The 25,390-nt window shown below is 64.0% G+C and carries 22 protein-coding genes; 10 read left to right on the forward strand and 12 right to left on the reverse strand.

Translation table 11 applies throughout. The features are described 5' to 3' along the window. Window positions 1-143: 143 nt before the first annotated feature. Window positions 144-2,567, forward strand: a complete 2,424-nt coding sequence (locus F9K07_RS25500; RefSeq protein WP_159596074.1) for a penicillin-binding protein 1A — start codon at window positions 144-146, stop codon at window positions 2,565-2,567. Here F9K07_RS25500 and cyaY read toward each other — a convergent pair. After that, window positions 2,557-2,886: an iron donor protein CyaY gene (cyaY, locus tag F9K07_RS25505; RefSeq protein WP_159596075.1), complete on the reverse strand. Its 330-nt coding sequence runs from the start codon at window positions 2,884-2,886 to the stop codon at window positions 2,557-2,559. The two genes, F9K07_RS25500 and cyaY, sit on opposite strands and share 11 nt — an antisense overlap. Window positions 2,887-2,949: 63 nt before the next feature. On the opposite strand from cyaY, the gene lptM reads away from it, so the two are divergent. Both lptM and lysA read left to right on the forward strand, forming a co-directional pair. Beyond that, window positions 2,950-3,108 carry an LPS translocon maturation chaperone LptM gene (gene lptM, locus F9K07_RS25510; protein WP_159597106.1) on the forward strand — a complete coding sequence of 53 codons (159 nt, stop codon included), beginning with the start codon at window positions 2,950-2,952 and terminating at the stop codon, window positions 3,106-3,108. Window positions 3,109-3,124: 16 nt separating this feature from the next. Further along, a complete protein-coding gene (lysA, locus tag F9K07_RS25515; protein WP_159596076.1) occupies window positions 3,125-4,426 on the forward strand; it encodes a diaminopimelate decarboxylase in 1,302 nt (433 codons plus the stop codon). A gap of 41 nt (window positions 4,427-4,467) precedes the next feature. Here the strand turns inward: lysA and F9K07_RS25520 are convergent, their stop codons facing one another. From F9K07_RS25520 to F9K07_RS25540, 5 genes are all read right to left on the reverse strand, one after another. Next, window positions 4,468-5,130 carry a sulfite oxidase heme-binding subunit YedZ gene (locus F9K07_RS25520; protein ID WP_159596077.1) on the reverse strand — a complete coding sequence of 221 codons (663 nt, stop codon included), beginning with the start codon at window positions 5,128-5,130 and terminating at the stop codon, window positions 4,468-4,470. Between the two features lie 17 nt (window positions 5,131-5,147). Then, window positions 5,148-6,152 (reverse strand): protein-methionine-sulfoxide reductase catalytic subunit MsrP, encoded by a 1,005-nt coding sequence (gene msrP, locus F9K07_RS25525; protein ID WP_159596078.1) that lies wholly within the window; start codon window positions 6,150-6,152, stop codon window positions 5,148-5,150. A gap of 108 nt (window positions 6,153-6,260) precedes the next feature. Further along, window positions 6,261-7,628, reverse strand: coding sequence for a c-type cytochrome biogenesis protein CcsB (gene ccsB / locus F9K07_RS25530; protein WP_159596079.1), 1,368 nt, complete (start codon window positions 7,626-7,628; stop codon window positions 6,261-6,263). Then, window positions 7,625-9,772: a cytochrome c biogenesis protein ResB gene (locus F9K07_RS25535; RefSeq protein ID WP_159596080.1), complete on the reverse strand. Its 2,148-nt coding sequence runs from the start codon at window positions 9,770-9,772 to the stop codon at window positions 7,625-7,627. Before F9K07_RS25535 ends, ccsB begins: the two co-directional genes overlap by 4 nt. 180 nt (window positions 9,773-9,952) lie before the next feature. Continuing rightward, the gene (locus F9K07_RS25540; protein WP_159596081.1) at window positions 9,953-10,567 is read right to left on the reverse strand and encodes a c-type cytochrome; all 615 of its coding nucleotides are present in this window, start codon (window positions 10,565-10,567) and stop codon (window positions 9,953-9,955) included. A gap of 104 nt (window positions 10,568-10,671) precedes the next feature. Between F9K07_RS25540 and yihA the strand changes: the two genes are divergently transcribed. Then, window positions 10,672-11,466: a ribosome biogenesis GTP-binding protein YihA/YsxC gene (yihA, locus tag F9K07_RS25545; RefSeq protein WP_159596082.1), complete on the forward strand. Its 795-nt coding sequence runs from the start codon at window positions 10,672-10,674 to the stop codon at window positions 11,464-11,466. Between the two features lie 21 nt (window positions 11,467-11,487). Here yihA and F9K07_RS25550 read toward each other — a convergent pair whose 3' ends face one another. Together F9K07_RS25550 and F9K07_RS25555 are read right to left on the reverse strand one after the other, a co-directional pair. Next, on the reverse strand, window positions 11,488-12,411 hold the full coding sequence (locus F9K07_RS25550; RefSeq protein WP_159596083.1) for an LpxL/LpxP family acyltransferase: 924 nt from the start codon (window positions 12,409-12,411) through the stop codon (window positions 11,488-11,490). Between the two features lie 7 nt (window positions 12,412-12,418). After that, a complete protein-coding gene (locus F9K07_RS25555) occupies window positions 12,419-13,282 on the reverse strand; it encodes a lysophospholipid acyltransferase family protein (RefSeq protein WP_236581513.1) in 864 nt (287 codons plus the stop codon). Between the two features lie 155 nt (window positions 13,283-13,437). Here F9K07_RS25555 and metK point away from each other — a divergent pair, with 155 nt between their 5' ends. The 3 genes from metK to F9K07_RS25570 all read left to right on the forward strand — a co-directional run bounded on the left by metK (window position 13,438) and on the right by F9K07_RS25570 (window position 17,836). After that, the gene (gene metK, locus F9K07_RS25560) at window positions 13,438-14,622 is read left to right on the forward strand and encodes a methionine adenosyltransferase (RefSeq protein WP_159596084.1); all 1,185 of its coding nucleotides are present in this window, start codon (window positions 13,438-13,440) and stop codon (window positions 14,620-14,622) included. Window positions 14,623-14,948: 326 nt separating this feature from the next. Next, the gene (locus F9K07_RS25565) at window positions 14,949-17,003 is read left to right on the forward strand and encodes a PAS domain-containing sensor histidine kinase (RefSeq protein ID WP_159596085.1); all 2,055 of its coding nucleotides are present in this window, start codon (window positions 14,949-14,951) and stop codon (window positions 17,001-17,003) included. A gap of 35 nt (window positions 17,004-17,038) precedes the next feature. Next, window positions 17,039-17,836 (forward strand): SDR family oxidoreductase, encoded by a 798-nt coding sequence (locus tag F9K07_RS25570; protein ID WP_159596086.1) that lies wholly within the window; start codon window positions 17,039-17,041, stop codon window positions 17,834-17,836. A 5-nt stretch (window positions 17,837-17,841) separates the two neighbouring features. Here the strand turns inward: F9K07_RS25570 and F9K07_RS25575 are convergent, their stop codons facing one another. Both F9K07_RS25575 and F9K07_RS25580 read right to left on the reverse strand, forming a co-directional pair. Then, entirely contained in the window at window positions 17,842-18,393 is a 552-nt protein-coding gene (locus tag F9K07_RS25575; protein ID WP_159596087.1) for an NADPH-dependent FMN reductase, read from the reverse strand. Window positions 18,394-18,466: 73 nt separating this feature from the next. After that, entirely contained in the window at window positions 18,467-20,206 is a 1,740-nt protein-coding gene (locus F9K07_RS25580) for a sensor domain-containing diguanylate cyclase (RefSeq protein WP_159596088.1), read from the reverse strand. Window positions 20,207-20,596: 390 nt separating this feature from the next. Between F9K07_RS25580 and F9K07_RS25585 the strand changes: the two genes are divergently transcribed. Further along, entirely contained in the window at window positions 20,597-20,890 is a 294-nt protein-coding gene (locus F9K07_RS25585; RefSeq protein ID WP_066268460.1) for a co-chaperone GroES, read from the forward strand. 84 nt (window positions 20,891-20,974) lie between these two features. Continuing rightward, window positions 20,975-22,624 carry a chaperonin GroEL gene (gene groL, locus F9K07_RS25590; protein WP_159596089.1) on the forward strand — a complete coding sequence of 550 codons (1,650 nt, stop codon included), beginning with the start codon at window positions 20,975-20,977 and terminating at the stop codon, window positions 22,622-22,624. A gap of 188 nt (window positions 22,625-22,812) precedes the next feature. Here the strand turns inward: groL and tal are convergent, their stop codons facing one another. Then, complete coding sequence (gene tal, locus F9K07_RS25595) at window positions 22,813-23,754, reverse strand: transaldolase (protein ID WP_159596090.1); 942 nt, start codon at window positions 23,752-23,754, stop codon at window positions 22,813-22,815. Window positions 23,755-23,830: 76 nt separating this feature from the next. On the opposite strand from tal, the gene F9K07_RS25600 reads away from it, so the two are divergent. Continuing rightward, window positions 23,831-24,679 carry a MurR/RpiR family transcriptional regulator gene (locus F9K07_RS25600; protein ID WP_159596091.1) on the forward strand — a complete coding sequence of 283 codons (849 nt, stop codon included), beginning with the start codon at window positions 23,831-23,833 and terminating at the stop codon, window positions 24,677-24,679. Window positions 24,680-24,691: 12 nt separating this feature from the next. On the opposite strand, the gene F9K07_RS25605 is transcribed toward F9K07_RS25600, so the two are convergent. Then, window positions 24,692-25,318, reverse strand: coding sequence for a hypothetical protein (locus F9K07_RS25605; protein ID WP_159596092.1), 627 nt, complete (start codon window positions 25,316-25,318; stop codon window positions 24,692-24,694). Window positions 25,319-25,390: the final 72 nt, after the last annotated feature.

The following is a 25,390-nucleotide window of genomic DNA, read 5'->3' on the forward strand; positions in this document are numbered from 1 at the left end:
AAAAGCATACGCATCCAAGCCGCGCCAGAGACGTTGTATCGGCCCGTTGGCCGAGAACTGGACAACAACTCACAATACGCTGAGCAGGCTCTCTGACGAGCCGCGAATTTTTATAATCAAGAGCTTCCGCTCTGATCCGCTGCATGCCCAAAACCGACACTTCTTCTACCCACTCCTCTGACGTACCAGTATCGGCCGGGCATACCGCACTGGTCTGGCTAGGTCGCTTGGTGGTGGGTCTTGCCGGACTGGCGGCGGCAGGTGTTGCGTGCGTGTTGATGGCCGTTGGCATCGCATTGGCGGTGGCGTATCCCAATCTGCCGGAAGTGGCCGGTTTGGCAGACTACCGCCCCAAGCTGCCTTTGCGGGTGATCTCGGCCGACGGGCAATTGATTGGCGAGTTTGGCGAGGAGCGTCGCAATCTGCTCACCATCCACGAGATTCCCGCCGTGATGAAGAACGCGGTGTTGGCCATTGAAGACGCGCGCTTCTTCGAACACAACGGTGTCGACTACCGCGGGATGATTCGCGCCGCACTGGCCAACCTGCGACAGGCCAAGAGCCAGGGAGCATCGACCATCACGATGCAGGTGGCGCGCAACGTCTATCTGTCGGCGGAGAAGAGCTACACACGCAAAATCTATGAAGTGCTGCTGACCTTCAAGCTGGAGCACATGCTGACCAAGGAGCAAATCCTTGAGATCTACATGAACCAGATCTTCCTCGGGCAGCGCGCCTACGGATTTGCAGCAGCTTCACAGATCTATTTCGGCAAATCGCTCAAGGATGTGACGATCGCCGAAGCCGCGATGCTCGCCGGCCTGCCGCAGGCGCCGTCGGCCTACAACCCCATCAAGAATCCCCGCCGGGCCCGCAGCCGTCAGTTGCACATCATCGACCGCATGCTTGAGAACGGGTTCATCACCGCCGAGGAAGCCGAGTCCGCCAAATCGGAGCAACTCACGCTGCGTTCACTGGGGGGGCCCAACCGCCTTCACGCAGAGTATGTGGCCGAGATGGTGCGGCAATCCATCGTTGCCCAGTATGGAGAAGAGGCCTACACAAGAGGTCTGGTGGTGACCACCACGCTGAAGGCAGATGAACAGCGCGCAGCCTATCGCGCCATGCGGCAAGGGGTGCTGGACTTCGAGCGGCGCCAGTTCTACCGCGGCCCGGAGTTGTTCATCGACTTGCCGAAAGATCAGCCCGCGCTGGACGAGGCTATCGACGATGCCTTGAACGAGCGCCCAGACAACGACGACTTGCTGTCGGCCGTGGTACTGGAAGCAAACGCCAAACGGGTGGTTGCCGTGCGCCAGGATGGTGAGCCGTTCGAGATCACGGGCGAGGGTCTCAGACCCGTGCAGTCCGGGCTCTCGGACAAAGCGGGCCCCAACATCAAGATTCGGCCGGGCGCGGTCATCCGGGTGGTGGAGACCGCGCCCAAAACCTGGCGCATCACGCAACTGCCCGAAGTGGAGTCTGCGTTCGTGGCGCTGGAGCCGAATTCGGGCAAAGTGATTGCCTTGGTGGGCGGGTTTGATTTCCAGAAGAGCAAGTTCAACCACGTCACCCAAGCCTGGCGCCAGCCTGGATCGAGCTTCAAGCCTTTTATCTATTCGGCCGCGTTGGAAAAAGGCCTGACGCCGATGACCGTGGTCAACGACGCGCCGCTGTTCTATTCGGCGGGCGAAACCGGCGGCAAGCCATGGGAGCCCAAAAACTACGACGGGCAGTTCGAAGGTCCGATGTCGGTCCGCCGCGCGTTGGCGAAGTCCAAGAACATGGTATCTATCCGAGTGCTGCAGATGGTCGGCACGCGAAGTGCGCAGGAGTGGGTCGCGCGGTTCGGATTCGACGCCGACAAGCACCCCCCTTACCTGACCATGGCGCTGGGCGCTGGCGCGGTAACCCCGTTGCAGATGGCTTCCGGCTATGCCGTGTTCGCCAACGGCGGCTATCGGGTCCCTCCCATGTTGATTTCGCGCGTGAGCGACCACAAGGGTAAGGTGCTCTACGAAGCGCCCGAACCCGCCTTGAGCGACGACCAACGCGCCATCGAACCGCGCAACGCGTTTGTCATGAACAGCTTGCTGCAGGAGATCACGCGCACCGGAACCGCCGCACGCGCCCAGGCCACCCTGAAGCGCCCCGATCTCTACGGGAAGACGGGCACCACGAACGATTCGGTGGATGCGTGGTTTGTGGGCTATCAGCCCTCCATTGTGGCGGCCGCTTGGGTCGGTTACGACTCGCCGCGCAATCTCGGCAGTCGCGAGACCGGTGGCGGCTTGAGCCTGCCGATCTGGATCTCGTTCATGTCCGAGGCGCTCAAAGGTGTGCCCGTCGCCACCTACACGCCACCGGCTGGTGTGATCAACGTGGGCAACGAGTGGTACTACGAAGAATACGGTCCAGGCCGTGGCGTGCACAGCCTGGGCATGCAGGACCCTATGCCAGGCGCGGTAGCGCCCGGTGCTGAACTCGATGCCAACGGCATACCGGTCCCCAGGCCGGCTGCGGCGCCCGAGGAGCGTCGCAGCATCCTGGATCTGTTCAGGAACTGAAAGCCAAGCTCAGGCCGGCTTGTTCGGATGCACAACGTGAGAGGTGGGCGAAGAATTCACCCTGCCCCTTGGTGTCCATCCACACCTTGCCGTCGTGTTTGTAGTGGAAGCCTCCGGCGCGCGCGGCCATCCACACTTCGTGCAACGGCTTCTGCAGGTTGATGATGATCTGGCTTTTGTTGGCAAAGGTCAGGGTGACCATGCCCCCCACGCGTTGGTTGTCGATGTCGGCGTCGGTGTGGTCGTTGATGCGATCACACGACAATTCGATCGCCTTCAGCAAGGCTTCCGCGTGGTCTTGGTACTCAGAGTCCGTCATTACAATGCGCCGATGTTGGGTTCAAAACGCATTCTAGGTGGGGCCGTCAGCCCCTCGCGCCACATGGCCATCGCCGTGGCGTCGGTGGGCGCGCTGCTCCTGAGCGCCTGCGGCCAAAGAGGTCCCCTGTATCTGCCTCAAACGCCCTCCCCTCAGCCGTCAGCGGAAAGGCCCGCCGACCAGACCCCGCGCACCGCGCCCAACCTGCCCACACAGCGCTGACTTTCCCCCGTTTCGAATGACCACAACTTCTGACCTGCCGGCGGCCGACCTCTTGCCGTTTTTTGCGTATCGGGACCAGCAACTGGTCATGGAGGGCGTGCCGCTCGAACGATTGGCACACGAGCATGGCACGCCTTTGTTCGTGTACAGCAAGGCTGCCATGCTGAGCGCACTGGCGGCCTATCAGCGTGGCCTGAAGGGGCGCCCTCACCTGATTTGTTACGCCATGAAGGCCAACTCCTCGCTGGCGATTCTGCAGACCTTGGTGCGCGCGGGCTGCGGTCTGGACATTGTGTCCGGTGGCGAGCTCGAACGGGCCTTGGCCGCGGGTGTCGAACCCTCGAAAGTGATTTTTTCCGGCGTGGGCAAGACCCGCGCCGAGATGCGGCAAGCGCTGACCGCAGGTATTGGTTGCTTCAATGTCGAGAGCCGCGCCGAGCTCGACGTCCTCAACGAGGTCGCCCACGACATGGGACGGCGTGCGCCGGTGAGCGTGCGCGTGAATCCCAACGTGGATGCTCAGACCCATCCCTATATCTCCACGGGCCTCAAAGGCAACAAGTTCGGCATCGCGCATGAAGACGTCATCGACACCTATGTGCACGCAGCGGCGTGCGATGGACTGCGCGTCGTGGGCATCGACTGCCACATCGGGTCGCAGATCACGCAGACCGGCCCGTATCTGGATGCGATGGACCGCGTGCTCGATCTGGTCGAGGCCATCGAAGCCCGCGGCGTGGCGATCGAACACATCGACTTCGGCGGTGGCCTGGGCATCGACTACCAGGGCGACACCCCGCCCGAAGCCGACGCGCTTTGGAGCCAACTGCTGCAGCGCATGGAGGCAAGAGGCTATGGCGATCGCAAGATTTACATCGAGCCAGGCCGTTCCCTGGTAGGCAACGCGGGCGTATGCCTGACCGAAGTGCTGTATCTCAAGCCCGGCGAGCACAAGAATTTTCTGATCGTGGACGCGGCAATGAACGATCTGCCCCGCCCCGCGATGTACCAGGCATTCCACCGCATCGTGCCAGTGGCACAGCCGCAGACGGAGGAACAAGCCACCACCTGGGACGTGGTCGGCCCCGTGTGCGAGAGCGGGGACTGGCTCGGGCGTGACCGCGCGCTCTCTGTACGGGCGGGCGACTTGCTGGCCGTGATGTCGGCAGGCGCCTATTGCATGAGCATGGCCAGCAACTACAACACCCGTGGCCGCGCGGCCGAGGTGCTGGTGGACGGCACGCGGTCCACCTTGATCCGCGAACGCGAGACGCCAGCAGACCAGTTCCGCACCGAGCGCATGCTGCCCGCAGCCTGAGCGTGCTGCAGACGCGGCCGCCGCGTTGCGCGGGCGGGCCGCTACCGCGAGAGTCGGCGCCACACGCGCCAGCCCAACAAGGCGCTGAGGATCGCGGCGTAAACCGCCACTTCGGCAAAATCGTTCTTGCCGGCACGCATCCAGAAGAAGTGCAACACCGCCAGCCCGGCGATGACATACACCGCGCGGTGCAGCCACTGCCAACGCGCTGCCCCCAAGGCACGTATGGCACGGTTGAACGACGTGGCCGCCAGTGCCAGCAGGAGCACCCAGGACAGGAAGCCCACCAGGATAAAGGGGCGTTTGACCACGTCGGCTGCGATGCCCGTCAGATCAAATTCCATGTCGAACCAGGCGTAGGCCAGCAGGTGCATGCAGGCATAGAAAAACACGAACAGCCCTACCATGCGCCGCAAGCGCGCCAGCGCCGGCCAGCCTGCGGTCACGCGCAACGGCGTGATCGCCAGGACCAGCACCAGGAAGCGGAGTGTCCAGTCACCCAGAGCGCGGATCAAGGCCTCGGCAGGATTGGCACCTAGTTGATCGCTGAGCGCGGCCCAGACCAACCAAACAAACGGCAGGCAGGCCAAAACGAAGCCCACGGGCTTGGCTGCGCGATGTCCGATCCAGCGATGGATGCGAGAGCCACCGCCCGATGCGGTGCGCAGATGCGTGGACGCGCTGGGCTGGATGGGCGACGTCATGGGAAGAACGGCGCCGCTCAATACAGTTTGCGCAGATCCATGCCGGCGTACAACTGCCCCACCTGGGCCGCATAGCCGTTGAACATCAGCGTCTGGCGGCGTTTGGCGAACAGGCCGCTGCCCTCGCCGATGCGGCGTTCGGTGGCCTGGCTCCAACGGGGGTGCGACACCTCGGGGTTGACGTTGGAATAGAAGCCGTATTCCTGTGGAGCCGCTACGTTCCAGGCGGTGCGCGGCTCTTTGTCGGTGAATCGGATCTTCACCAGCGACTTTGCGCTCTTGAACCCGTACTTCCAGGGCACCACCAGCCTCAAGGGTGCGCCGTTCTGGTTGGGCAGCACTTCGCCGTACATGCCAAACGCCAGCAAGGTCAACGGGTGCATGGCCTCGTCCAGGCGCAGGCCTTCCACATAAGGCCAACCGAGCACGTTGGACCGCAGGCCAGGCATCTGTTTCGGATCGGCCAGGGTCACGAACTCGACAAACTTGGCGCTGCCCTGTGGCTGTACTTGCTTGATGAGTTCGCTCAACGAATAGCCGACCCAGGGGATCACCATCGACCAACCTTCGACGCAACGCAGGCGGTAGATGCGCTCCTCCATCGGGCTGAGCTTGAGCAGGGCGTCGAGATCAAAGGTGCCCGGCTTGTTCACCAAGCCTTCCACGCTCACCGTCCATGGCCTGGGCTTGAGCGTCCTGGCGTTGTCGACCGGGTCGGACTTGTCGGTGCCGAACTCGTAGTAGTTGTTGTAGGAGCTGGCGTCGTTGTAGGAGGTCAACGGCTCCATGGTCACAGCCCCGTCGACCGTGGAACGCCTGCCCGGCAAGGCTGCGAGTTTGCCGGGTTTGGGGGTGGTACCCGGTGCTTGTCCCCAGGCATCGCGCCCGGTCCATGCGGCCAGCCCGCCGCCTAGAGCGGCCGTGGCGAGCAGCCATTGCCGTCGGTTCTGATAGGCCGATCGGGATGTGATTTCGCTGGACCGGGGGTGGTTGAAACCGTCGTCGCGCGTGCCGAGCATCATGGCGCTGTCCTTGGTGGATGAGCCCTGTGCGGAGGATGCCGCGTGGGCTGCTTCATCGGTGATGAGACCGCCACCATTCTGACAAAGTTCCGGCGCCGCGCGCCGAACTCAGAGTTCGCCGTAGCTGTGCAGTCCGGACAGGAACATGTTCACACCGATGAAGGCAAAGGTGGTGATCGCCAGCCCCACCAGCGCCCACCAGGCCGAGACCGTGCCGCGCAGGCCCTTCATGAGCCGCATGTGCAGCCAGGCCGCGTAGTTCAACCAGACGATCAGCGCCCAGGTTTCTTTCGGATCCCAGCTCCAGTAGCCCCCCCAGGCCTCGGCCGCCCACAGCGCACCCAGCACAGTGGCGATGGTGAAGAAGGCAAAGCCGACCGCAATGGCCTTGTACATCACGTCGTCGAGCACCTCGAAGCTGGGCAGGCGCTCTGCAATGCGGCGACGGCCGAACAGGATGGTGCCCACGATGAGCGCGGAAATGCCAAAGTACACGAACCAGTAACTGCCGCCGTTCTCGGCGGCCGATTGGCGGAACACAATCGGTTCGAAGCACAGCACCACCCCCAGCAGCCACAGCGGCGCGAGCTTGTACCAGCGGCTTTCGCTCGCACTCTGCTTGATGAGGTAGGCGAAGGCCAGCATGGCGGCAATGGCAAAGGTACCGTAGCCGATGAAGTTGGCCGGCACATGCAGTTTCATCCACCAGCTCTTGAGCGCGGGCACCAGTGGCTGGATGGCGTGCGCCTCGCGCACCAGGGTGTACCAGAGCAGGAAGCCCACCGCGGCACTGACCACCAACATGGCGAACGCGCCCATGCGGCGGGTCTTGTACTGGTCTTCGTAATACAGGTAGAACGCCGTCGTCATCCAGCAGAACAACACGAACACCTCGTAGAGGTTGCTCACCGGGATGTGGCCGATGTCAGGACCGATCTGATGGCTCTCATACCAGCGCACCATCGTGCCGATCAAGGCCAGCGTGACGGCCACCCAGGCCAGGCGCGAGCCCAGCAACTCGAAGGTGTCACCGGCTCGCTTGAACATGCCCACCCAGTAGAACGCGGTGCTCATGAAGAAGAGCACACTCATCCACAGAATGGCCGACTGGCTGGAGATGAAGTACTTCAGCAGGAACGCTTGGTCAGCCCGTGCCAGGTCGGCCCCCGCAGGGGTCTGGTACAGCCAGATCGCCAGCAGAGACAGTGCCGCGACCACCACCGTCAGCGCGCGCAGCGGACGCCAGAACCATCCCAGCCAGATCATGGCGGGCACTGTGCCCACAAGGATGGCTTTTTCGTATCCATCCATGGCGGCGTTGTAGCGCATGAAGGCCCAGGCCGCGCCCGCGATCACGAACGCGGCAAACAGCCAGTCCCACACATTGCGCCGCGCAAAGTAATGGGGCTCCAGGCCCCGGCCTTGCTGGCCCTTCCTCAATTCGATGGTCTGCGACGAAGCGGCGGCGGTATTCATGGTTGCACCTTCAGCAATTGTGTCTTCAACAGGTCGAACTCGCGATCGGCGTCCATGGTCTTGCGGTTCGTCGACAAGGCCATGCGGGCCTGCGCTTGTTGGTCGCCCGAGGGCGAGAGCCACACCCACAGGCGGCGCTCGCGGACATAGAGCATGGCAAAAACGCCCAGAATGAGCAACAGGCAACCCAGGTAGACGATGTTCTGCCCGGGCGCGCGCGCCACCTGGAACACGCTGGCCTGCACGTGCGTGAAGTCCTTGAGCTGGAAGGTCATGGGCGCGGGGTAAAAGAAGGTATCGCTCAGGCTGATCGCAGCCTGCGACATGAATTGCTGCGTGGCCTCGCCCGCCACCAGCGGCGGCAGGCCCACGCGTTCGCGGCTGAGTTGCATCAACTCGAACAGCGTGCCGTTGAGAATGCGCACCAGCACATCGCCAGCGCGCTCGCGTTCGGCGGGTGGCACGTTGGTTTCCAGAAACGCAGAAACCGCCTGCAAACCACCGCGCACCTCGGGTCGCGGGGAAGTCGCTCCATCACCCGCCGCAGGACTCACCGACTCGGCGCCCGCAAACAGGCCCAGGGCGCGCGTGGCCGACACGGCCAATGCCTCGGCCAGTTCGGGGCGCCCGTCTTCAACGGCGGAGGCCGCATAGCGGCGCACCGCCTGTTCGCGCAGCGCGGGGTCATCCAACGCGGCACGCAGGCGCACAAACCCGTCGATGCCGTCCTGTTCGTCCACGGGGATGCGCAAATACCGGAACGGTTCAGACGGGGTTTTTCTCAGTCCCAGCAGGTACACGCGCGTGCCATCGATCTCGACCGGCAACATGTAGTTGTGGTACTCCACCGCCTGCCCGGCGGCGTCGCGCAGCTTGTAGGTGATGCTCGGCCCGACGTTGCGCAGCGTCTTTTCCGTCACCGTCTTGTGGCCAGAGCCCAGCCGGCTTTCGATCGAACTGCGCAGGTCCACCTTGCGCACGTCGGTGCCCCCACCTTGGTTGGACCCCGCGAAGTTCTCCACGTTGATGACGCGCAAGCCTGTGTATTCCAACGTGAGCTTGTCGTCGCCGTTGCTCAACGCGGTCGAGCTGCCGATCGTGCCCTCGACTTCGAAAGGCGCGGTGGCGCGGTTCAGTGGCACGGCCTGCAGCTTGACGCGCGAGCCGCCGTCGTCAAAGCTCGACTGGTAGATGTTGATGCCGCGGTAGCTCGCGGGGTGGTTGACCTCCACCCGCGCCTCTTTGCTCTCGCCGGTCTCGTTGTCGTGGATCACGATCTCGCTGGCAAACAGCTTGGGCATGCCCGTGTCGTAGTACTCGACGATGAATTTCTTGAGCTCGACGCCAAACGGCAGGTCCTGCAGCAGAACGCCCTGGGGTTGCGCCAGGATGGCCGTGCCCGCCGTCGTACCCTCGGTCACCAGCAGGTTGCCGCGAAAGGTGGGGTTGCTCGCCGAGAGGCGGTGCTGGGCCGGCACGTCGGCGATCAGGCCGCCGCCCATGAACGGTGTTTTGCCGAGGAACCAGGTCTGTGCCCGCACCATGAGGTCGCCGTCGAGCAGGCCACCGATACACACCAGCACGATGGCGCTGTGCGCCGCGAGATAACCGACCTTGTTGGCCGCGCCGGTCTTGGCCGCCACCATCCAACCGGTCCCCGTCGGCGTAACGCGCGATTGCAGCTTGACCTTCCAGCCCGAACCCAGCAACGTCTGTCCGATGCGGTGGGCCGCGGCCTCTGGCGTCTCGCCCAAGGCGCCTTCGGCGCGGTGGGGAAAGGCCTTCAAGCTTTGCTCTCGGATGTTTTCCTTGTAGGCCTTGAAGTCCACCAGGATCTTGGGCGTGTTGCGGGCGATACACAGACTGGTGCTGACCACCAGGAAGGCCAGGATCACCAGGAACCACCAAGCGCTGTACACCGAGAACAGGTTGGCGCTGGCGAAGACGTCGGCCCAGAAGGGGCCGAACTGGTTGACGTAGTTGATGAAGGGCTCGTGCTGCTTGACCACGGTGCCGATCACCGAGGCGATGCAGATGACCGACAGCAGCGAGATCGCGAAACGCATCGAGGACAACAGCTCGACCGAGCCGCTGAGGATGCGAGAGCCTGTTCGGATGTGCAGGCCTTGGGTGGAGACGGTCATGGGTGGATCAAACGGTGCAACAAAAAAGGGCGGCCCCGGTGTGCCCGGAACGCGCCCTCATCTGACTGTGTTTCTTGTCTGGCGTTCAACGCCCGGCGAGGCTTATGGCATTGTGCCGGCAAATATCAACAGTCTCTTATATGACAAGCCGCCACGGGGGGCATTGCCCCAACCCCAGGTTTAGCGCAGACCGGCGATGTAGTCGGACACGGCCTTGATTTCACGGTCGTTCATCTTGGACGCGACGTCCCTCATCTGCACACTGTTCTTGCGCGTACCGTCGCGGAACTGCTTCAATTGGGAGGCGGTGTATTCGGCTTGCTGGCCGGACACGCGCGGGTACTGCGCGGGAATGCCGGCGCCGTTGGGGCTGTGGCAACCGGCGCAGGCGGCAATCTGGCGGTCGGCGATGCCACCGCGGTAGATGCGCTCACCCAGCTTCACCAAGTCCTTGTCGGTGGCGGCGCCGCCCTTGTCCTTCTGGCTCGCCAGCCAGTAGGCCACGTTGCGCATGTCGTCGTCGGACATGGCGGTGGCGAAGCCCTTCATGATGGCGTTGTCACGCTTGCCCGATTTGAATTCCTGCAACTGCTTGACGAGGTACTCAGGATGCTGCTGGGCCAGCTTGGGGTTGGCCGGGGTGGTGGAGTTGCCGTCTGCGGCGTGACAAGCCGCGCAGGTCTGACCGTAGAGGGCGCTTCCTTTGGCCAGATCAGGCTTGACCGATTGCGCCTGGGCGGTGAACGACAGGGCTGCGGCGGCAGCGGCACAAAGGAAAGAAACGGGCAATTTCATGACGGAGCGGGCGTCGGTTGCGACGGGTTCGGTTTATGGAATTTCGCGCTTTGCGTGGACAAAGCCGATCGATTTTACAATGCCCCACCGCTAAGCACCCCCAAATGACCCAACGCCCCACTCCAGCCCGCAAGACCTCTTCGCCGTCACCCGACGCCAAAGGCCGCTCCGGCGCCCTTCCCTCCCAAGCTGGAAAGCCCCCGAGCGACGCCAAGCCCGAGACCAAGGTGGCGCATGGCTGGCTGCACACAGCCCGCTTTCTCACCACCGCGCCCCAGCTCGAGCACCTGCCGCCGCTGGCGGTGCCTGAAATTGCTTTCGTGGGCCGCTCCAATGCCGGCAAGTCCACCTGCATCAACACGCTGACGCAGCAAAAGCGCCTGGCGTTCGCGTCCAAGACACCGGGTCGCACCCAAAGCATCAACCTGTTCTCGCTCGGCAAGCAGGGCGTCACCGACGCGGTGCTGGCCGACCTGCCGGGCTATGGCTACGCGGCCGTGCCGCGCGAGGCCAAGCTGCGTTGGCAACGTGTGATGGGCAACTACCTGATGACTCGGGAAAACCTCAAGGGGATCGTCTTGCTGGTCGACCCGCGCTTGGGGCTGACCGAGCTCGACGAGATCCTGCTCGACGTCATCCGCCCGCGCGTACAGGAAGGCTTGAAGTTTCTGGTGCTGCTGACCAAGTCCGACAAGCTCAACCACGCCGAGGCCCAGAAGGCGTTGTCTATTGCGCGCCTGCAGTCGGGCGGTGGTCGCGCGATGCTGTTCTCGGCCTTGAAGAAGAAGGGCCTGGACGATGTGGCCACGCTGCTCTGGCAGTGGGCCCACGATGAGGGTGGCACCGCTGCGGTCGTGGCCCAGCCCTCACCCGAGGACGAACCACCCGCACTGGACTGAGGGCCTGCGGAGCAAGGGCACTCAGATATCGGCGTAAAACGAAGGCTCGCCGTCGGGCCTGGTTTTGAAGCGTTTGTGCACCCAGTAGTACTGCTCGGGCACGTGGCGGATATAACCTTCGAGGTAGCGATTCATCTCTGCGGTATCGGCCTGCGCATCGGCCGTGGGGTAGTCGGGCCAGGGCGCCATCACCGTCACTTCGTACCCCTCGCGCGTGAGCCGGCTGACCACGGACACCACCCGCGCACGCCCCAGACGCGCCAGACGCGAGAGGGACATCAGCGTGGCGGTCTGCACGCCGAAAAAGGGCACGAATGCCGCGTCGCGCATGCCGTGGTCCATGTCGGGCAGCAAATAAACCGGCAGCCCTTGGCGCATCGCCGACACCAAGGGCTTGATGCCTTGGCGCTTCGCGACGACATGGGGTTGTCCGAAACGCTCGCGGCCCGCGGCCATCCACCGGTCCAGGCCGGCATTGGCTTGTTCCGCATAGAGCCCGCAGAAGCGCCGCTCCAGGTGCGCGGTGAGCGCGGTCCAACCCGCGTCCATGCCGACAAAGTGCGGCGCGAACAGCACCGTGGGCTCGTTCCCCTCCAGCGCGCTGAGTTCCCCCGTGAGACGCAGGCGCTGGCGCACGGTGGCCAAGGGTGCATGCCAAAGCCAACTGCGGTCCAGCCAGGCCTGCGCGAAATACACGAAGTGCCGACGCACTGCGCGCTTGCGCTCGACCACGCCGTCTTGCGGGAAACACTGCATCCAGTTGATGAGCGCGATGCGCCGGCGCCGGACCGCCAAGGCGTACAACGCCTGGCCCAGCAGCCAGCCCATGCAACGCACCCAGGACAAAGGCAGGACGGCCAGCACACGCATGAAGACCACGCCCAATCGGTTGAGCAGGCCGCCGGGCGCAAGCGCCTGTTCTGGGGAGGGAGGCAAGGAAGACATCAGGGCATCAAGGCGACGGAGGCGCCGACCGGTGCGGCTGCTTGTAGCGGTCGTAGGACCAGAGGTATTGGGCCGGGCATTCTCGCACCAGTGCTTCCATGGCCCGGTTGATCTGCCGCGCAGCCTCGTCGGCATCGGTCGACAGCGGGCCGGCGTTGAGGATCTCGAAAGGCCGCACATGCACGCGATAGCCTCGGCCCCACGGCAATCGCTCGCCCCAGCTCAGCAGGATCTGCACGCGCCCTGCCTGGGCCAGCCGAGCCGACAGCGTCATGGTGTACGCGTCGCGTCCGAAGAATGGCGCCCAAACGCCCTGACCCTGCGGCGGCACCTGGTCGGGCAGCAGCCCCACCGCCTGGCCGGCCTTGAGCGCCTTGATGAGCTGCTTGACGCCCGCCAACGTGGTGGGTGCGGCGAACAGTCCCGGTCGCTGCCGGGCGCCGGCGACCAGGTCGCGCAGCCAGGGTTTGCGCGCCGGCCGAAACAGTACTGTCATGGGGTGCGTGGCGCCATAGCGCTTCGCATAGGCCTGCGCGGTGATTTCGAAACAACCCAGGTGCGGCGTGAGGAACAGCACACCTGTGCCTTGCGCCAGGGCCGCGTCGATGTGCTCGGCGCCGGCCCACTCCACCGGCACGGGCCGCCCGAGCCACAGGCGCGGCAACTCGGTCACCAGCTTGCCCGACTCGGCGACCGTGGCCAGCGCCACACGGCGTGGGTAGCCAGCCTGCGCGGCGTGGGCAAACAGGCGCTGCCGGTAGCGGCTGGACAAGCCGAAGCTCAGCCACCCCACCACCCATCCGAAGGCGTGCAGGACAGACAAGGGCAACCCGCTCAGCGCGCGGAAAAGACTGCGGATCAAAAAGGCCACGGCGGGAAGGGGAAGTGCGGGGGGCGATCGCTTGATTTAGAATCCCGCGATCGCCGAGTTATCGAACTAATTGCGGGGCGATTCACAAATACCGCTAAAGCGTTCGCCGAACTCTGAAGACCGGCAACGCCGATCAACCAACTTGGAGTTTAACCATGGCGAACGATTTCCTTTTCACCTCCGAATCCGTCTCTGAAGGCCACCCCGACAAGGTCGCCGACCAGATTTCCGACGCGATTCTCGACGCGATCTTCGAGCAGGACCCGCGCAGCCGCGTGGCCGCCGAAACGCTGACCAACACCGGTCTCGTGGTGCTGGCCGGTGAGATCACCACCAACGCGCACGTCGACTACATCCAGGTCGCGCGCGACACCATCAAGCGCATCGGGTACGACAACACCGAGTACGGTATCGATTACAAGGGCTGCGCGGTCATGGTCTGCTACGACAAGCAGTCCAACGACATCGCCCAGGGCGTGGACCATGCGTCCGACGACCACCTGAACACCGGCGCCGGCGACCAGGGCCTGATGTTCGGCTATGCCTGCGACGAAACGCCCGAGCTGATGCCCGCGCCGATCTACTACGCGCACCGCCTCGTGGAACGCCAGGCGCAGTTGCGCAAGGACGGCCGCCTGCCTTTCCTGCGCCCCGATGCCAAGAGCCAGGTGACCATGCGCTATGTCGACGGCAAGCCGCACAGCATCGACACCGTGGTGCTCTCCACCCAGCACTCGCCCGACCAGAGCGAGACGGCTCACAAGATGAAAGCCTCGTTCAACGAAGCCATCATCGAAGAGATCATCAAGCCAGTGCTGCCCAAGGAGTGGCTCAAGGACACCAAGTACCTGATCAACCCGACCGGCCGTTTCGTCATTGGCGGCCCGCAAGGTGATTGCGGCCTGACCGGTCGCAAGATCATCGTCGACACCTACGGCGGCGCCTGCCCGCACGGTGGTGGCGCGTTCTCCGGCAAGGACCCGTCCAAGGTGGACCGGTCGGCCGCCTATGCCGCGCGCTATGTGGCCAAGAACATCGTGGCCGCCGGCCTGGCCAAGCAATGCCAGATCCAGGTGGCCTACGCCATTGGCGTGGCGCGTCCCATGAACGTGACGGTGTACACCGAAGGCACGGGCGTGATCCCCGACGAGCAGATCGCCGCCTTGGTCAACGAGCAGTTCGACCTGCGCCCCAAGGGCATCATCCAGATGCTCGACCTGCTGCGTCCGATCTACACCAAGACCGCGGCGTATGGCCACTTCGGCCGTGAAGAACCCGAGTTCAGCTGGGAACGCACGGACAAAGCGCAGGCGCTGCGTGCAGCGGCTGGCATCAAATGAGGCCAGCAGGCGCGTAGCGCCGTCCCTGCGCTTTGGGCGAAGCTCATATCGCGTCGCGATGTGAGCGCAGACCACAAGGCCACAAGACGGCCTCGCTGCGTGCAGCGGCTGGCCTGAAGTAAGGCCGGGCGGCACGGCCGCCACTGCGTGAATATTCACCCAAAAACCCCGAGGAGCTTTGTCTTCTCGGGGTTTTTATTTATTTCGTCTTACAGGACTCCTTGCATTCCGGGAAATGCACCCTGAATTTTTCGCCGCATCCACCGATATGGGAGTACAAGCCCACTTTCTGGACTGCCAAAAAGATCGAACTGGAGTTTTGAACCATGGACACTCCCAGCGTCCCAGGGATGGAAACCGCTGAGTTGGCGCACGATCAGCCGCTGGATGCGCGCACGCAAGAGCTGCAGGCTGCGTTGGACAGCGCTCGCGCCTTGAGCGACAGCGCGCCTTGCGGCCTGCTCACCTACGACGCCGCGCAGCACTGTGTGTATGTCAACCAGACTTTGCTTGGCTGGTTGGGCCGCAGCCGCACGGCGTTGCACTTGCACGAACTGGTGGCACCGGCCTGGCACGGCGCCCTGGGTGCCCATGTGGAGTCGCTGCGCCAAAGCGGCCACGCCGAGCCCCTGGCGTTGGACCTGCTGCATGCGGACGGCCAGACCCTGCGCGTGCATCTGGCCTCGACGCCGACGTTCGACCCCGCGGGCCAGTTCCTGCATGGCAACGCCACCGTCACCAAGGCCGCGTCAACGGCGAGTGCGCCATCGATCGCTTCCGACAACCTGCTGCTGAGCATCACCAACCGCATTCCGGCCCGCCTGGCGTACTACGACAAGAACCTGATCTGCCGTTTTGCCAACCAGGCACATGCCGAACGCTATGGCATGACGCCGGCCGACATGGTGGGCTCGCCGCTGAGCCAGGTCGTGCGTCCGGAAGTGCTGCCCGACATCCTGCCCCGTGTGGCACAGGCCCTCTCGGGCCATACGCAGACCTTCGAAGCCGAACGCACCAGCGCCAACGGCCAGCGCAACTACTACGAAATCCACTACGTCCCCGACTTTCAGAACGGCAGCGTCGAAGGCATCCTGATGGAGTTGCACGACATCTCCGAGCGCCGCCGCACGGAAGAGTTCGTGCTGCACGCCAACCACGACCTGGAAGAACGTGTGCGCGAGCGCTCGGCCGAGCTGTTTGCCAGCGAGCAGCGCTACCGCCTGATGGTCGATGCCATTCAGGACTATTGCATCTACTTCGTGGACGAGAACGGCGGCATTACCGAGTGGACCGAGAGCGCTCAGCGCCTGCACGGCCACACCCGGTCGCAAATCGTGGGGCGCTCCTACGAGGTACTGCTGGCCGAAGACAACGCAGACGAGGACGAGGTCGATCCCGGTCAGGTGCTGCGCCTGGCCAAGGCGCATGGCCAATGGGAAACGCGCGGCTGGCGCCTGCGCGAAGACGGCTCGCGCTTCTGGGCCCACACGGTGCTCACGGCGCTGCGCAACGAAGCGGGCGAGCTGCAAGGCCTCTCCAGCATCACACGCGACATGACCGCGGCCAAGAGCCTGGAGGACGTGATGAACGACCTCAACCGCGAACTGGAAAAGCGCGTGGCCGAACGCACACAGCAACTGGTGGCGGCCAACAAGGACCTCGACGTGTTTTCGCACATGGTCTCGCACGATCTGCGCGCGCCGCTGCGCCACATCGCCAGCTTCGTGAGCCTGCTGCAGGAGCAGACGCAGGCCTCCGGCGACACCCTGGCCCTGCAGTACCAGAACTCGATCGCCAAGGCCTCCAAGCGCATGAGCCTGATGATCGAAGGCCTGCTGGAATACGCGCGGCTGGGCCGCGTCACCATCGCGCCGCAGCCCGTGCCGATGGCGCAGTTGCTGCAAGGTGTAATGGCGCACCTGAAACAGGAAAATCCGGACCGCCGCATCGAATGGGTGATCGAGAACGATCTGCCGGTGGTGCGCGGCGACGCCATGCTGCTCGCGCAGGCCCTGGGCAATCTGCTGGACAACGCGGTGAAGTACACCCGCCAGCGCGATCCCGCCCGCATCGAAGTGGGCTGGAAGGTCAACCCGGTGGGCGGCCGCACCTTCTACATCGCCGACAACGGCGTGGGCTTCGACCTCCAAAAGGCGCACAATCTGTTCGTGATGTTCCAGCGCCAGCACCACTCGATGGACTACGAGGGCACCGGCACGGGCCTGGCCCTGTCGCAGCGCATCATCGAGCGCCATGGCGGGCGCATCTGGTCCGAGACCGCTCCGGGAGAAGGTTGCACCTTCTTCTTCACACTGCCTTTCGACGGGCTGGAGCCGGAAATGGCCTTCCCCGAGTCGTCGATGGCCACCTTGCCCAACTGAAGTGCCACACGGGTACACCGGTTGATAATCGACCGGTGCACCCCTCCACCTCTGTTGCGACCTCGTTGTTCTCCCTGCAGGGCCGTGTGGCCCTGGTCACCGGCGCCAGCCGCGGCCTGGGCCTGTCCATGGCCTGCGCGCTGACCGCGCACGGCGCCTCGGTCTGGCTCAACGGGCGCAGTGTCGAGGGCTTGGTCGACGCGGTGAGGCAGGCCGATACCGCTGGCGCAACGGCCGGTGGCGCGGCACACGCGTTGCCGTTCGACGTTGCCGACGAACATGCCGCCACTGCGGCCGTCGATCAGATCCTTGCCACGCAAGGTCGGCTCGACATCCTGATCAACAACGTGGGCCAACGCCGACGCGAACCGTTCGACACCTTGCCCGCCCAAGCCTTGCGTAAAGTGCTGGAAGCGAACCTGGTCTCGGCCTGGCACCTGTGCCGTGAAGCCGCGCGCCCCATGCGCGCACAAGGCTTCGGCCGCATCATCAACATCACATCCATTGCCGGGCCGATCGCGCGCGCCGGCGACGCGGCCTACACCACGAGCAAGGGCGCACTGGCGGCCCTGACGCGCGCGCTCGCCGCCGAACTCGGTCCACACGGCATCAACGTCAACGCCATTGCGCCCGGCTTCTTCGCCACGGAGGCCAATGCCACCATGGTGGAAGACCCGGGCACCAACACCTGGCTACAGCAGCGCAGCTCGCTGGGCCGTTGGGGCCATGCCGATGAAATCGGCGGTGCGGCGGTGTTCCTCGCTTCGCCCGCGGCCAGCTACGTGACCGGCCATGTATTGGCGGTCGACGGCGGCTACCTGGCTCATTTCTAGCGAGTTCAACCCGCGTGCTTGCGCACCCAGTCGGCGTACGCGCCGACCCATTTCTGTAGAAACTCGCGGCTGTCCGCGCCAATGCCGCCGTCCTTGTCGAACAGCCCGTCCTTGGCCTGAATGAAAGCCTCGGGTTGGCCCAGGGTGGGCACGTCCAGATAGGCCAGCACATTGCGCAAATGCTGCTGCGCCAGCGCGGTCCCGATGGCACCGACGGACACGCCGATCACCCCTGCCGGCTTGCCGGCCCAGGCGTTCTTGCCGTAAGGGCGCGAGGCGTGGTCGATGGCGTTCTTCAGCACGCCGGGCATCGATCGGTTGTACTCCGGCGTCACGAACAGCAGGCCTTGCGACGCCGCGATTTCCGACTTGAGCCGCTGCACGGAAGCCGCCTGGTTCGCATCGTCGTCCTGGTTGTACAGCGGCAGATCGCCGATCTCCAGCAGCTTGAACGTGAAGTCCTTGGGGCCGAGCTGGGTGATCGCATGCGCCAGCTTGCGGTTGAAAGAGTCGCGCCGCAGGCTGCCGACGACCACGCCGATCTGGAATCCACTCATGTCAAATCCTCTCTAAATAACAAGGGCAAAGCACAAAGGGTGAGCGCAACAGGCTACCGGTTTGCGACAACACTCAAGTCAGTGTGGGTACCGTGGAGTCAGGATCCTCGAGCGGAACACCTGGCGACAGATGCTGGACCACCTTGCGAGGGTCCGCCACCAGCTGGTCCAGCGCGCGGTGCAAGTGCTGCAGCAGTTGTGCATCGCCAACCGCCTCTTCGCTCGCCATGGGCAGCACCGATGACACGAGGCGGAATCGCAAGTCGATATCGCCGGGCAGCGAAGGCGAGCGCTCCAGGCCCTTGGCCACGATGTGCTGGGCCACCATGCGGATGTCTTCCGGCCCCTCGACGAGCACGGCGAAACGGGTGTCGGCGATGCGGCAGACCGTGTCCACGTCGCGCAGCACCTTCGACAGGCGCGACGCCGCCACCACCAGCGCGCGGTCGCCCGTTTCGCGCCCTTCCCGCTCGACGATCTCTCGGTGGTTGGCCAACTCCACCAGGACCAGGCCACATCGGTGTCCATAGCGACGCGAGCGCCTCAGGGCGTGGCGCAGGCGCAGGATGAGCACCGGCGTCAGCGCCAGGCCGGTCAAGGGGTCCGTGCTTTCTATGGCACGCAGTCGGGTGCGGTTCTCGTTAAAGTCCTTGGCACGCCGGTGCAGGATGTAGAGCAGCAGCGGGATCTCGATCGCCGAGCCGATCACCAGCGCATATTGCGTGGCCCAGCCATCGGGCAACACCCCAGCGCTGCGCAACGCCGGGAATGGGTAGGCCAGGTGCACAGGCAGAAAGCCCAGGGCCAGCCAGCCCGCATAGGTTTCACCACGGCGCCAGGCCCACACGCACAGCGCGAAACTGAGCAGCACCGAGAACAGGCCGTAGAGGCTGAGCACGATGTAAGCCGGCGTGCCCAGCCAACACAGATACACGATCGGGTACAGCAGGCCGAACACCGCCCAGCCCAGTGCGAAGCGGTCCACCACCCGGTCGTAGCGCGCGATCGCACAGGCTTCGCGCACGAACCAGATGCCCGAGGCGGTCAACCAAAGCATGAACACCGCTGGCGCGGCATCGTTCCACCAGGCCCAGTCGCGCCAGAAGAACAACCCGCCCACGCCGGTGAACGCGGCCTGGAAGCCGAGCATGCAGGCCACGTAGCAACAGTAGGCGACAAAGGCCCGATCGCCGTAGAGCCGCACGTGCACCCAGCCCAGGAACAACACCAGCAGACCGAATCCCAGGTAACCGCCGACCATGAGGAAGGTCCAGGAGCGGACCTCCTGCAGGCGCTGCTCGGTCAGCAACACCAGACGCGGACTCAAGGGCGCAGGCGCATTCTCCAGCCGCAGCCAGACCGGCCCCAAAGCCTGTGCATCGAGGGAGAACAAAGGGGTCTGATCGGGGTGGCTCCACTGCGCCACGGGCAGGTGATCACCCGCGCGCTGCGCCGTCCAGGCGCCATCGGCCCCAAGGGTGTACAGGGTGGCGACGTCGGTGAACGCCGCGGCACTGAGCATCAGAAACCAGCGCTGGGCGCGGTCCAACGCGGGCAACTCCAGACGCATCCAGAGCGCACCTGGGCCCAGATCGAAACTGCGGTAACGCTCCAGCGGTGTGAACGAATCGGCGGCGCGGGCCACAACCTCATCGATCCGCGCCTTGCCGCTCACATCCACCCACACCTGGGCTTGCAGGGTGACGTCGGTCTCGCTCGCAGAGGCCGCGAAGACTTGGCCAGTTGCGCAGGCCAACCACCCGCACAACAACAGGCCGACCCAACCGGTTTTCCAACGAAGCAGTCGAACCATATCCAGTGACAGGGTTGGGGTGAAGGAAGTGCCCGCTCGCCGGGCTTAGGACGCGGACCTCGCGGTCGCCGACACGGGGTACAGCCAAGTACCCTGGGGCGGTATTCTAAAAGGCGACATCGACGCGGTTCAGGCCTGCGCGCGTCGCCGTGGGCTGGCCTTCTCGCGCGCAGCATCGCGCAGGCGCAAGCGCATGAAATCGGCCGTCACCTCGGAAGCCGGAGAAATAAAAGGACCTTTGGCTTGAAAACGGCCTAAGCCACCCTTATGATTAGCACTCGCTGGGGTCGAGTGCTAACACACGATTCCAAGTCGATCAGCGGTATGCGCCCTGCTCAGGGACACCCACCGTGCTGAACAACCCCATCCGTTTCATATCCAGGAGATGCAATGAACCTTCGTCCTCTCGCCGATCGCGTGATCGTCAAGCGCATTGACAGCGAAACCAAGACCGCCTCCGGCATCGTCATCCCCGACGCCGCTGCCGAAAAACCCGACCAGGGCGAAGTCCTGGCGGTTGGCCCCGGCAAGAAAAACGACAAGGGCGAACTGTCCGCCATGAACGTCAAGGTCGGTGACCGCGTGCTGTTCGGCAAGTACAGCGGCCAGACCGTCAAGGTCGCTGGCGATGAGCTGCTGGTCATGAAGGAAGACGACCTGTTCGCGGTGGTTGAGTCCAAGTGATTTGCGGGACAGACCGGTCAACGCGCAAAGCGCATGACCGCTCTGTCCCCAACTGATTAATCTTTTTTTTCCGGAGCAACAAACATGGCAGCAAAAGACGTAGTTTTCGGCGGCGAAGCCCGCGCACGCATGGTCGAAGGCGTGAACATCCTGGCCAACGCGGTCAAGGTCACCCTGGGCCCCAAGGGTCGCAACGTGGTGCTCGAGCGCTCGTTCGGCGCCCCCACCGTGACCAAGGACGGTGTGTCCGTGGCCAAGGAAATCGAACTCAAGGACAAGCTGCAGAACATGGGCGCGCAGATGGTCAAGGAAGTTGCTTCCAAGACCTCCGACAACGCCGGTGACGGCACCACCACCGCGACCGTGCTGGCACAAGCCATCGTGCGCGAAGGCATGAAGTACGTGGCCGCCGGCATGAACCCGATGGATCTGAAGCGCGGTATCGACAAGGCTGTGGAAGCCCTGATCGCCGAGCTGAAGAAGGCCTCCAAGGCCACCACCACCAGCAAGGAAATTGCTCAAGTCGGTTCCATCTCCGCCAACAGCGACGCCTCCATCGGCGAAATCATCGCCAACGCGATGGACAAGGTCGGCAAGGAAGGCGTGATCACCGTGGAAGACGGCAAGTCGCTGCAAAACGAACTCGACGTGGTCGAGGGCATGCAGTTCGACCGCGGCTACCTGTCACCCTACTTCATCAACAACCCCGAGAAGCAATCGGCGCTGCTGGACAACCCCTTCGTGCTGCTGTACGACAAGAAGGTTTCCAACATCCGTGACCTGCTGCCCACGCTGGAGCAAGTCGCCAAGGCCGGCCGCCCGCTGCTGATCATTGCCGAAGACGTCGAAGGCGAAGCCCTGGCGACGCTGGTGGTCAACACCATCCGCGGCATCCTGAAGGTCGTGGCTGTGAAGGCACCTGGCTTCGGCGACCGCCGCAAGGCCATGCTGGAAGACATCGCCATCCTGACCGGCGGCAAGGTCATCGCTGAAGAAGTGGGCCTGACGCTCGAAAAGGTGACCCTGGCCGACCTGGGCCAAGCCAAGCGCGTGGAAATCGGCAAGGAAAATACCACCATCATCGACGGCGCTGGCGCCGCTGCTGACATCGAAGCCCGCGTGAAGCAAGTGCGCGTGCAGATCGAAGAAGCCACCAGCGACTACGACCGCGAGAAGCTGCAAGAGCGCGTGGCCAAGCTGGCCGGCGGCGTGGCCGTGATCAAGGTCGGCGCTGCCACCGAAGTCGAAATGAAGGAAAAGAAGGCCCGCGTGGAAGACGCCCTGCACGCCACGCGCGCTGCGGTGGAAGAAGGCATCGTGGCCGGTGGTGGCGTGGCCCTGCTGCGCGCCCGTCAGGCCGCTGGCACCATCAAGGGTGACAACGCCGACCAGGACGCCGGTATCAAGCTGGTGCTCAAGGCCATCGAAGCGCCTCTGCGCGAGATCGTGGCCAACGCCGGTGGCGAACCGTCGGTGGTGGTCAACGCGATCCTGGCTGGCAAGGGCAACTACGGCTTCAACGCCGCCAACGACACCTACGGCGACATGATCGAAATGGGTATCCTGGATCCGACGAAGGTGACCCGCACCGCGCTGCAAAACGCCGCTTCGGTGTCCAGCCTGATGCTGACCACGGAAGCCATGGTGGCCGAGTCCCCGAAGGATGAAGCGCCTGCTGGCGGCATGGGCGGCGGCATGGGAGATATGGGCGGCATGGGCGGCATGGGCATGTAAGCTCTCCTTGCCTGAGGGCGCAGGGCGGCGTTGCAGCCGCTTGCCGTGGCGATGCCACTGTCTGCGCGGCTGCGCCTTGCCCTGCACCCTCATGCTGCGTCGTAGAAGCATTTCTTCGCTCCTACGAAAGCCCAAAAACAAAAACCCCGCGATCGCTCGCGGGGTTTTTGTTTTTGGGCGTTGTGCGCCTATTTCATCAGCGCTTCGAGTTTGATGGTGTCGGCCACAAAGGCGCGAATGCCCTCGGCCAACTTCTCGGTGGCCATCGCATCTTCGTTGAGCGCGAAGCGGAAGCTGGCTTCGTCGTGCGTGACGAACGGGATGTCCAGTGCCTTTGCGGCTGCCGGGTCGAGCGCTCGCACCAGCGGCGCTTCGCTGGCCGCCAACTGGGCCAGCAAATCCGGGCTGATGGTCAGCAGATCGCAACCCGCCAGCGCGGTGATCTGGCCCACGTTGCGAAAGCTCGCACCCATCACCTCGGTGGCGATGCCGTGCTTCTTGTAGAACTCGTAGATGCTGCGCACCGAGCGCACGCCCGGGTCGTTGGCGCCGGCCATGGCGGTCTCGTCCCATGTGGCACCTGCGCTCTTCTTGTACCAGTCATAGATGCGACCCACAAAGGGCGAGATCAGCTGCACCTTGGCCTGGCCGCAAGCCACCGCCTGCGCAAACGAGAACAGCAGCGTGAGGTTGGTATGGATGCCTTCGCGCTCCAGTTTGGCCGCGGCCTGAATGCCCTCCCAGGTGGAGGCGATCTTGATCAGAACGCGGTCCACGTGCACGCCCTGCCCTTGGTACAGCTCGACGATGCGGCGCGCACGCGTCACGGTGGCCTCGGTGTCGAAGCTCAATCGGGCGTCTACCTCGGTGGAGACGCGGCCCGGGATGAGTTTGAGAATTTCACAGCCGAAACTCACCAACAGCCGGTTCATCACCTCGTCCAGGCCTTGCGCTGCGTGCTGGGCCACCGCGTCTTTCAACAGATGCGCGTATTCGGGCTTTTGCACGGCCTTGAGGATCAGCGAGGGATTCGTCGTGGCGTCTTGCGGGGCGTAGGCCGCGATCTGGTTGAAGTCACCCGTGTCGGCCACGACCGTGGTATGCAGTTTGAGAGCGTCGAGTTGGTTCATAGGCGGATTATCGGCCAGGGGACGTAATAAAATTTCGTTCCTCCGAAGCCTGTATGTAACCAGGGACCACCACACCATGCTCGACCGGATCAAAGCCTCCCTGCCTTCGCTGGCGCCCGCCGAGCAACGCGTGGGCAAGCTCGTGCTGCTGGATCCGCGCACTTTTGCCAGCCTGCCCGTGACCGAACTGGCCGAGCGCGCCCACGTGAGCAAACCGACGGTGGTGCGCTTCTGCCGCAGCATGGGTTACGACGGCCTGTCGGACTTCAAGCTCAAGCTCGCAGGCACCGTGAGCGAGGGTGTTCCCTTCATCCACCGCAGCGTGGACGTGGACGACAAGACGGGCGACGTGCTGGTCAAGGTGATCGACAACACCGTGGCCGCGTTCCTGAAGTACCGCAACGACGCGTCGAGCCACGCGGTCGAGAAGGCAGTGGATGCGCTGGTCGCCACCTACAAGAACCGAGGACGCATCGAGTTCTACGGCGCGGGCAATTCGGGCATCGTGGCGCAGGACGCGCAGCACAAGTTCTTCCGCCTGGGCATCAACGCCATTGCCTACAGCGACGGTCACATGCAGGTCATGAGCGCCTCGCTGCTCGGACCCGGCGACTGCGTGGTGATCATCTCCAACTCGGGCCGCACCCGCGACCTGATGGACGCGGCCGACATCGCACGCAAACACGGTGCCACTGTCATCGTGATCACCACCAGCGGTTCACCGCTGGCGCAGACCGGGCACATCCACCTCTCGGCCGACCACCCCGAAGGCTACGACCGCTACAGCCCGATGACCTCGCGCCTGATGCACCTGATGGTGATCGACATCGTCGCCACCTGTGTCGCGCTGCGCATCGGCGGCACGAAGCTGCAGCCCTTGCTCAAGGAAATGAAGAACAACCTGAAGAGCAAGCGGTACGCGTAGCGGCGGCATACCTCAGGGTGCGGGCTTGAACGACTTCAACTCGGTCAAGTTGTCGGTCCACAAACGCCCATTGCGCCAATCCTGGAACTCGGTCTTCACGTAGCGGCTGATGGACGGTGCGTACCAGAAGGTCTGCCTCACCTGCACCACACCCTGCCAGGTGATGCCGGTTACCCAGCCTTTGGACTCTATGCGAAAGGTGTCGAACTCTCCGGCCGGCGTCTGGACCTTTTCGGTGGCCGCCACCTTGAATTCAAGATCGCCTCGGGCCTGAGATTGGTTGGTGCCAGTGCCGACGTACTTGGAGGTCCAGGCCTCGCCCACCGTCAAAGGGAATTTCAGACTCTGGATGGGAGGGTCGAAACGCGTGTTGCTGGCGGCACTGACCACCAGCCCCCACTCGCGGGTTGTCAGGCCCTCGGCAGTTCGATCCGGCCGCGCAAACTGCGATCGGATTTGCGCACCGGTGACCTCCAGAACGGTCACCACCTCTTCCACGGTGCGCTTGTCGCCCCGCATGTTGACCACATAGGTGGCCACATCGCCCACCTTGACCACGGGCCTTGCGGCTTCGTTGGCGTGCGCCCAGAAACCGAGCGGTAACCACGCCAGAGCCATCCACCACCGGTGCTTGACCATGATGCACTCCTCATCAGGTAGGCCAGTGGCGTCACCCGACGGGGTGTCTCAAACCAGGCCTCTCCTGCTCAG

The organism is Hydrogenophaga sp. BPS33 (genome assembly GCF_009859475.1).
Classification (GTDB): domain Bacteria; phylum Pseudomonadota; class Gammaproteobacteria; order Burkholderiales; family Burkholderiaceae_C; genus Hydrogenophaga.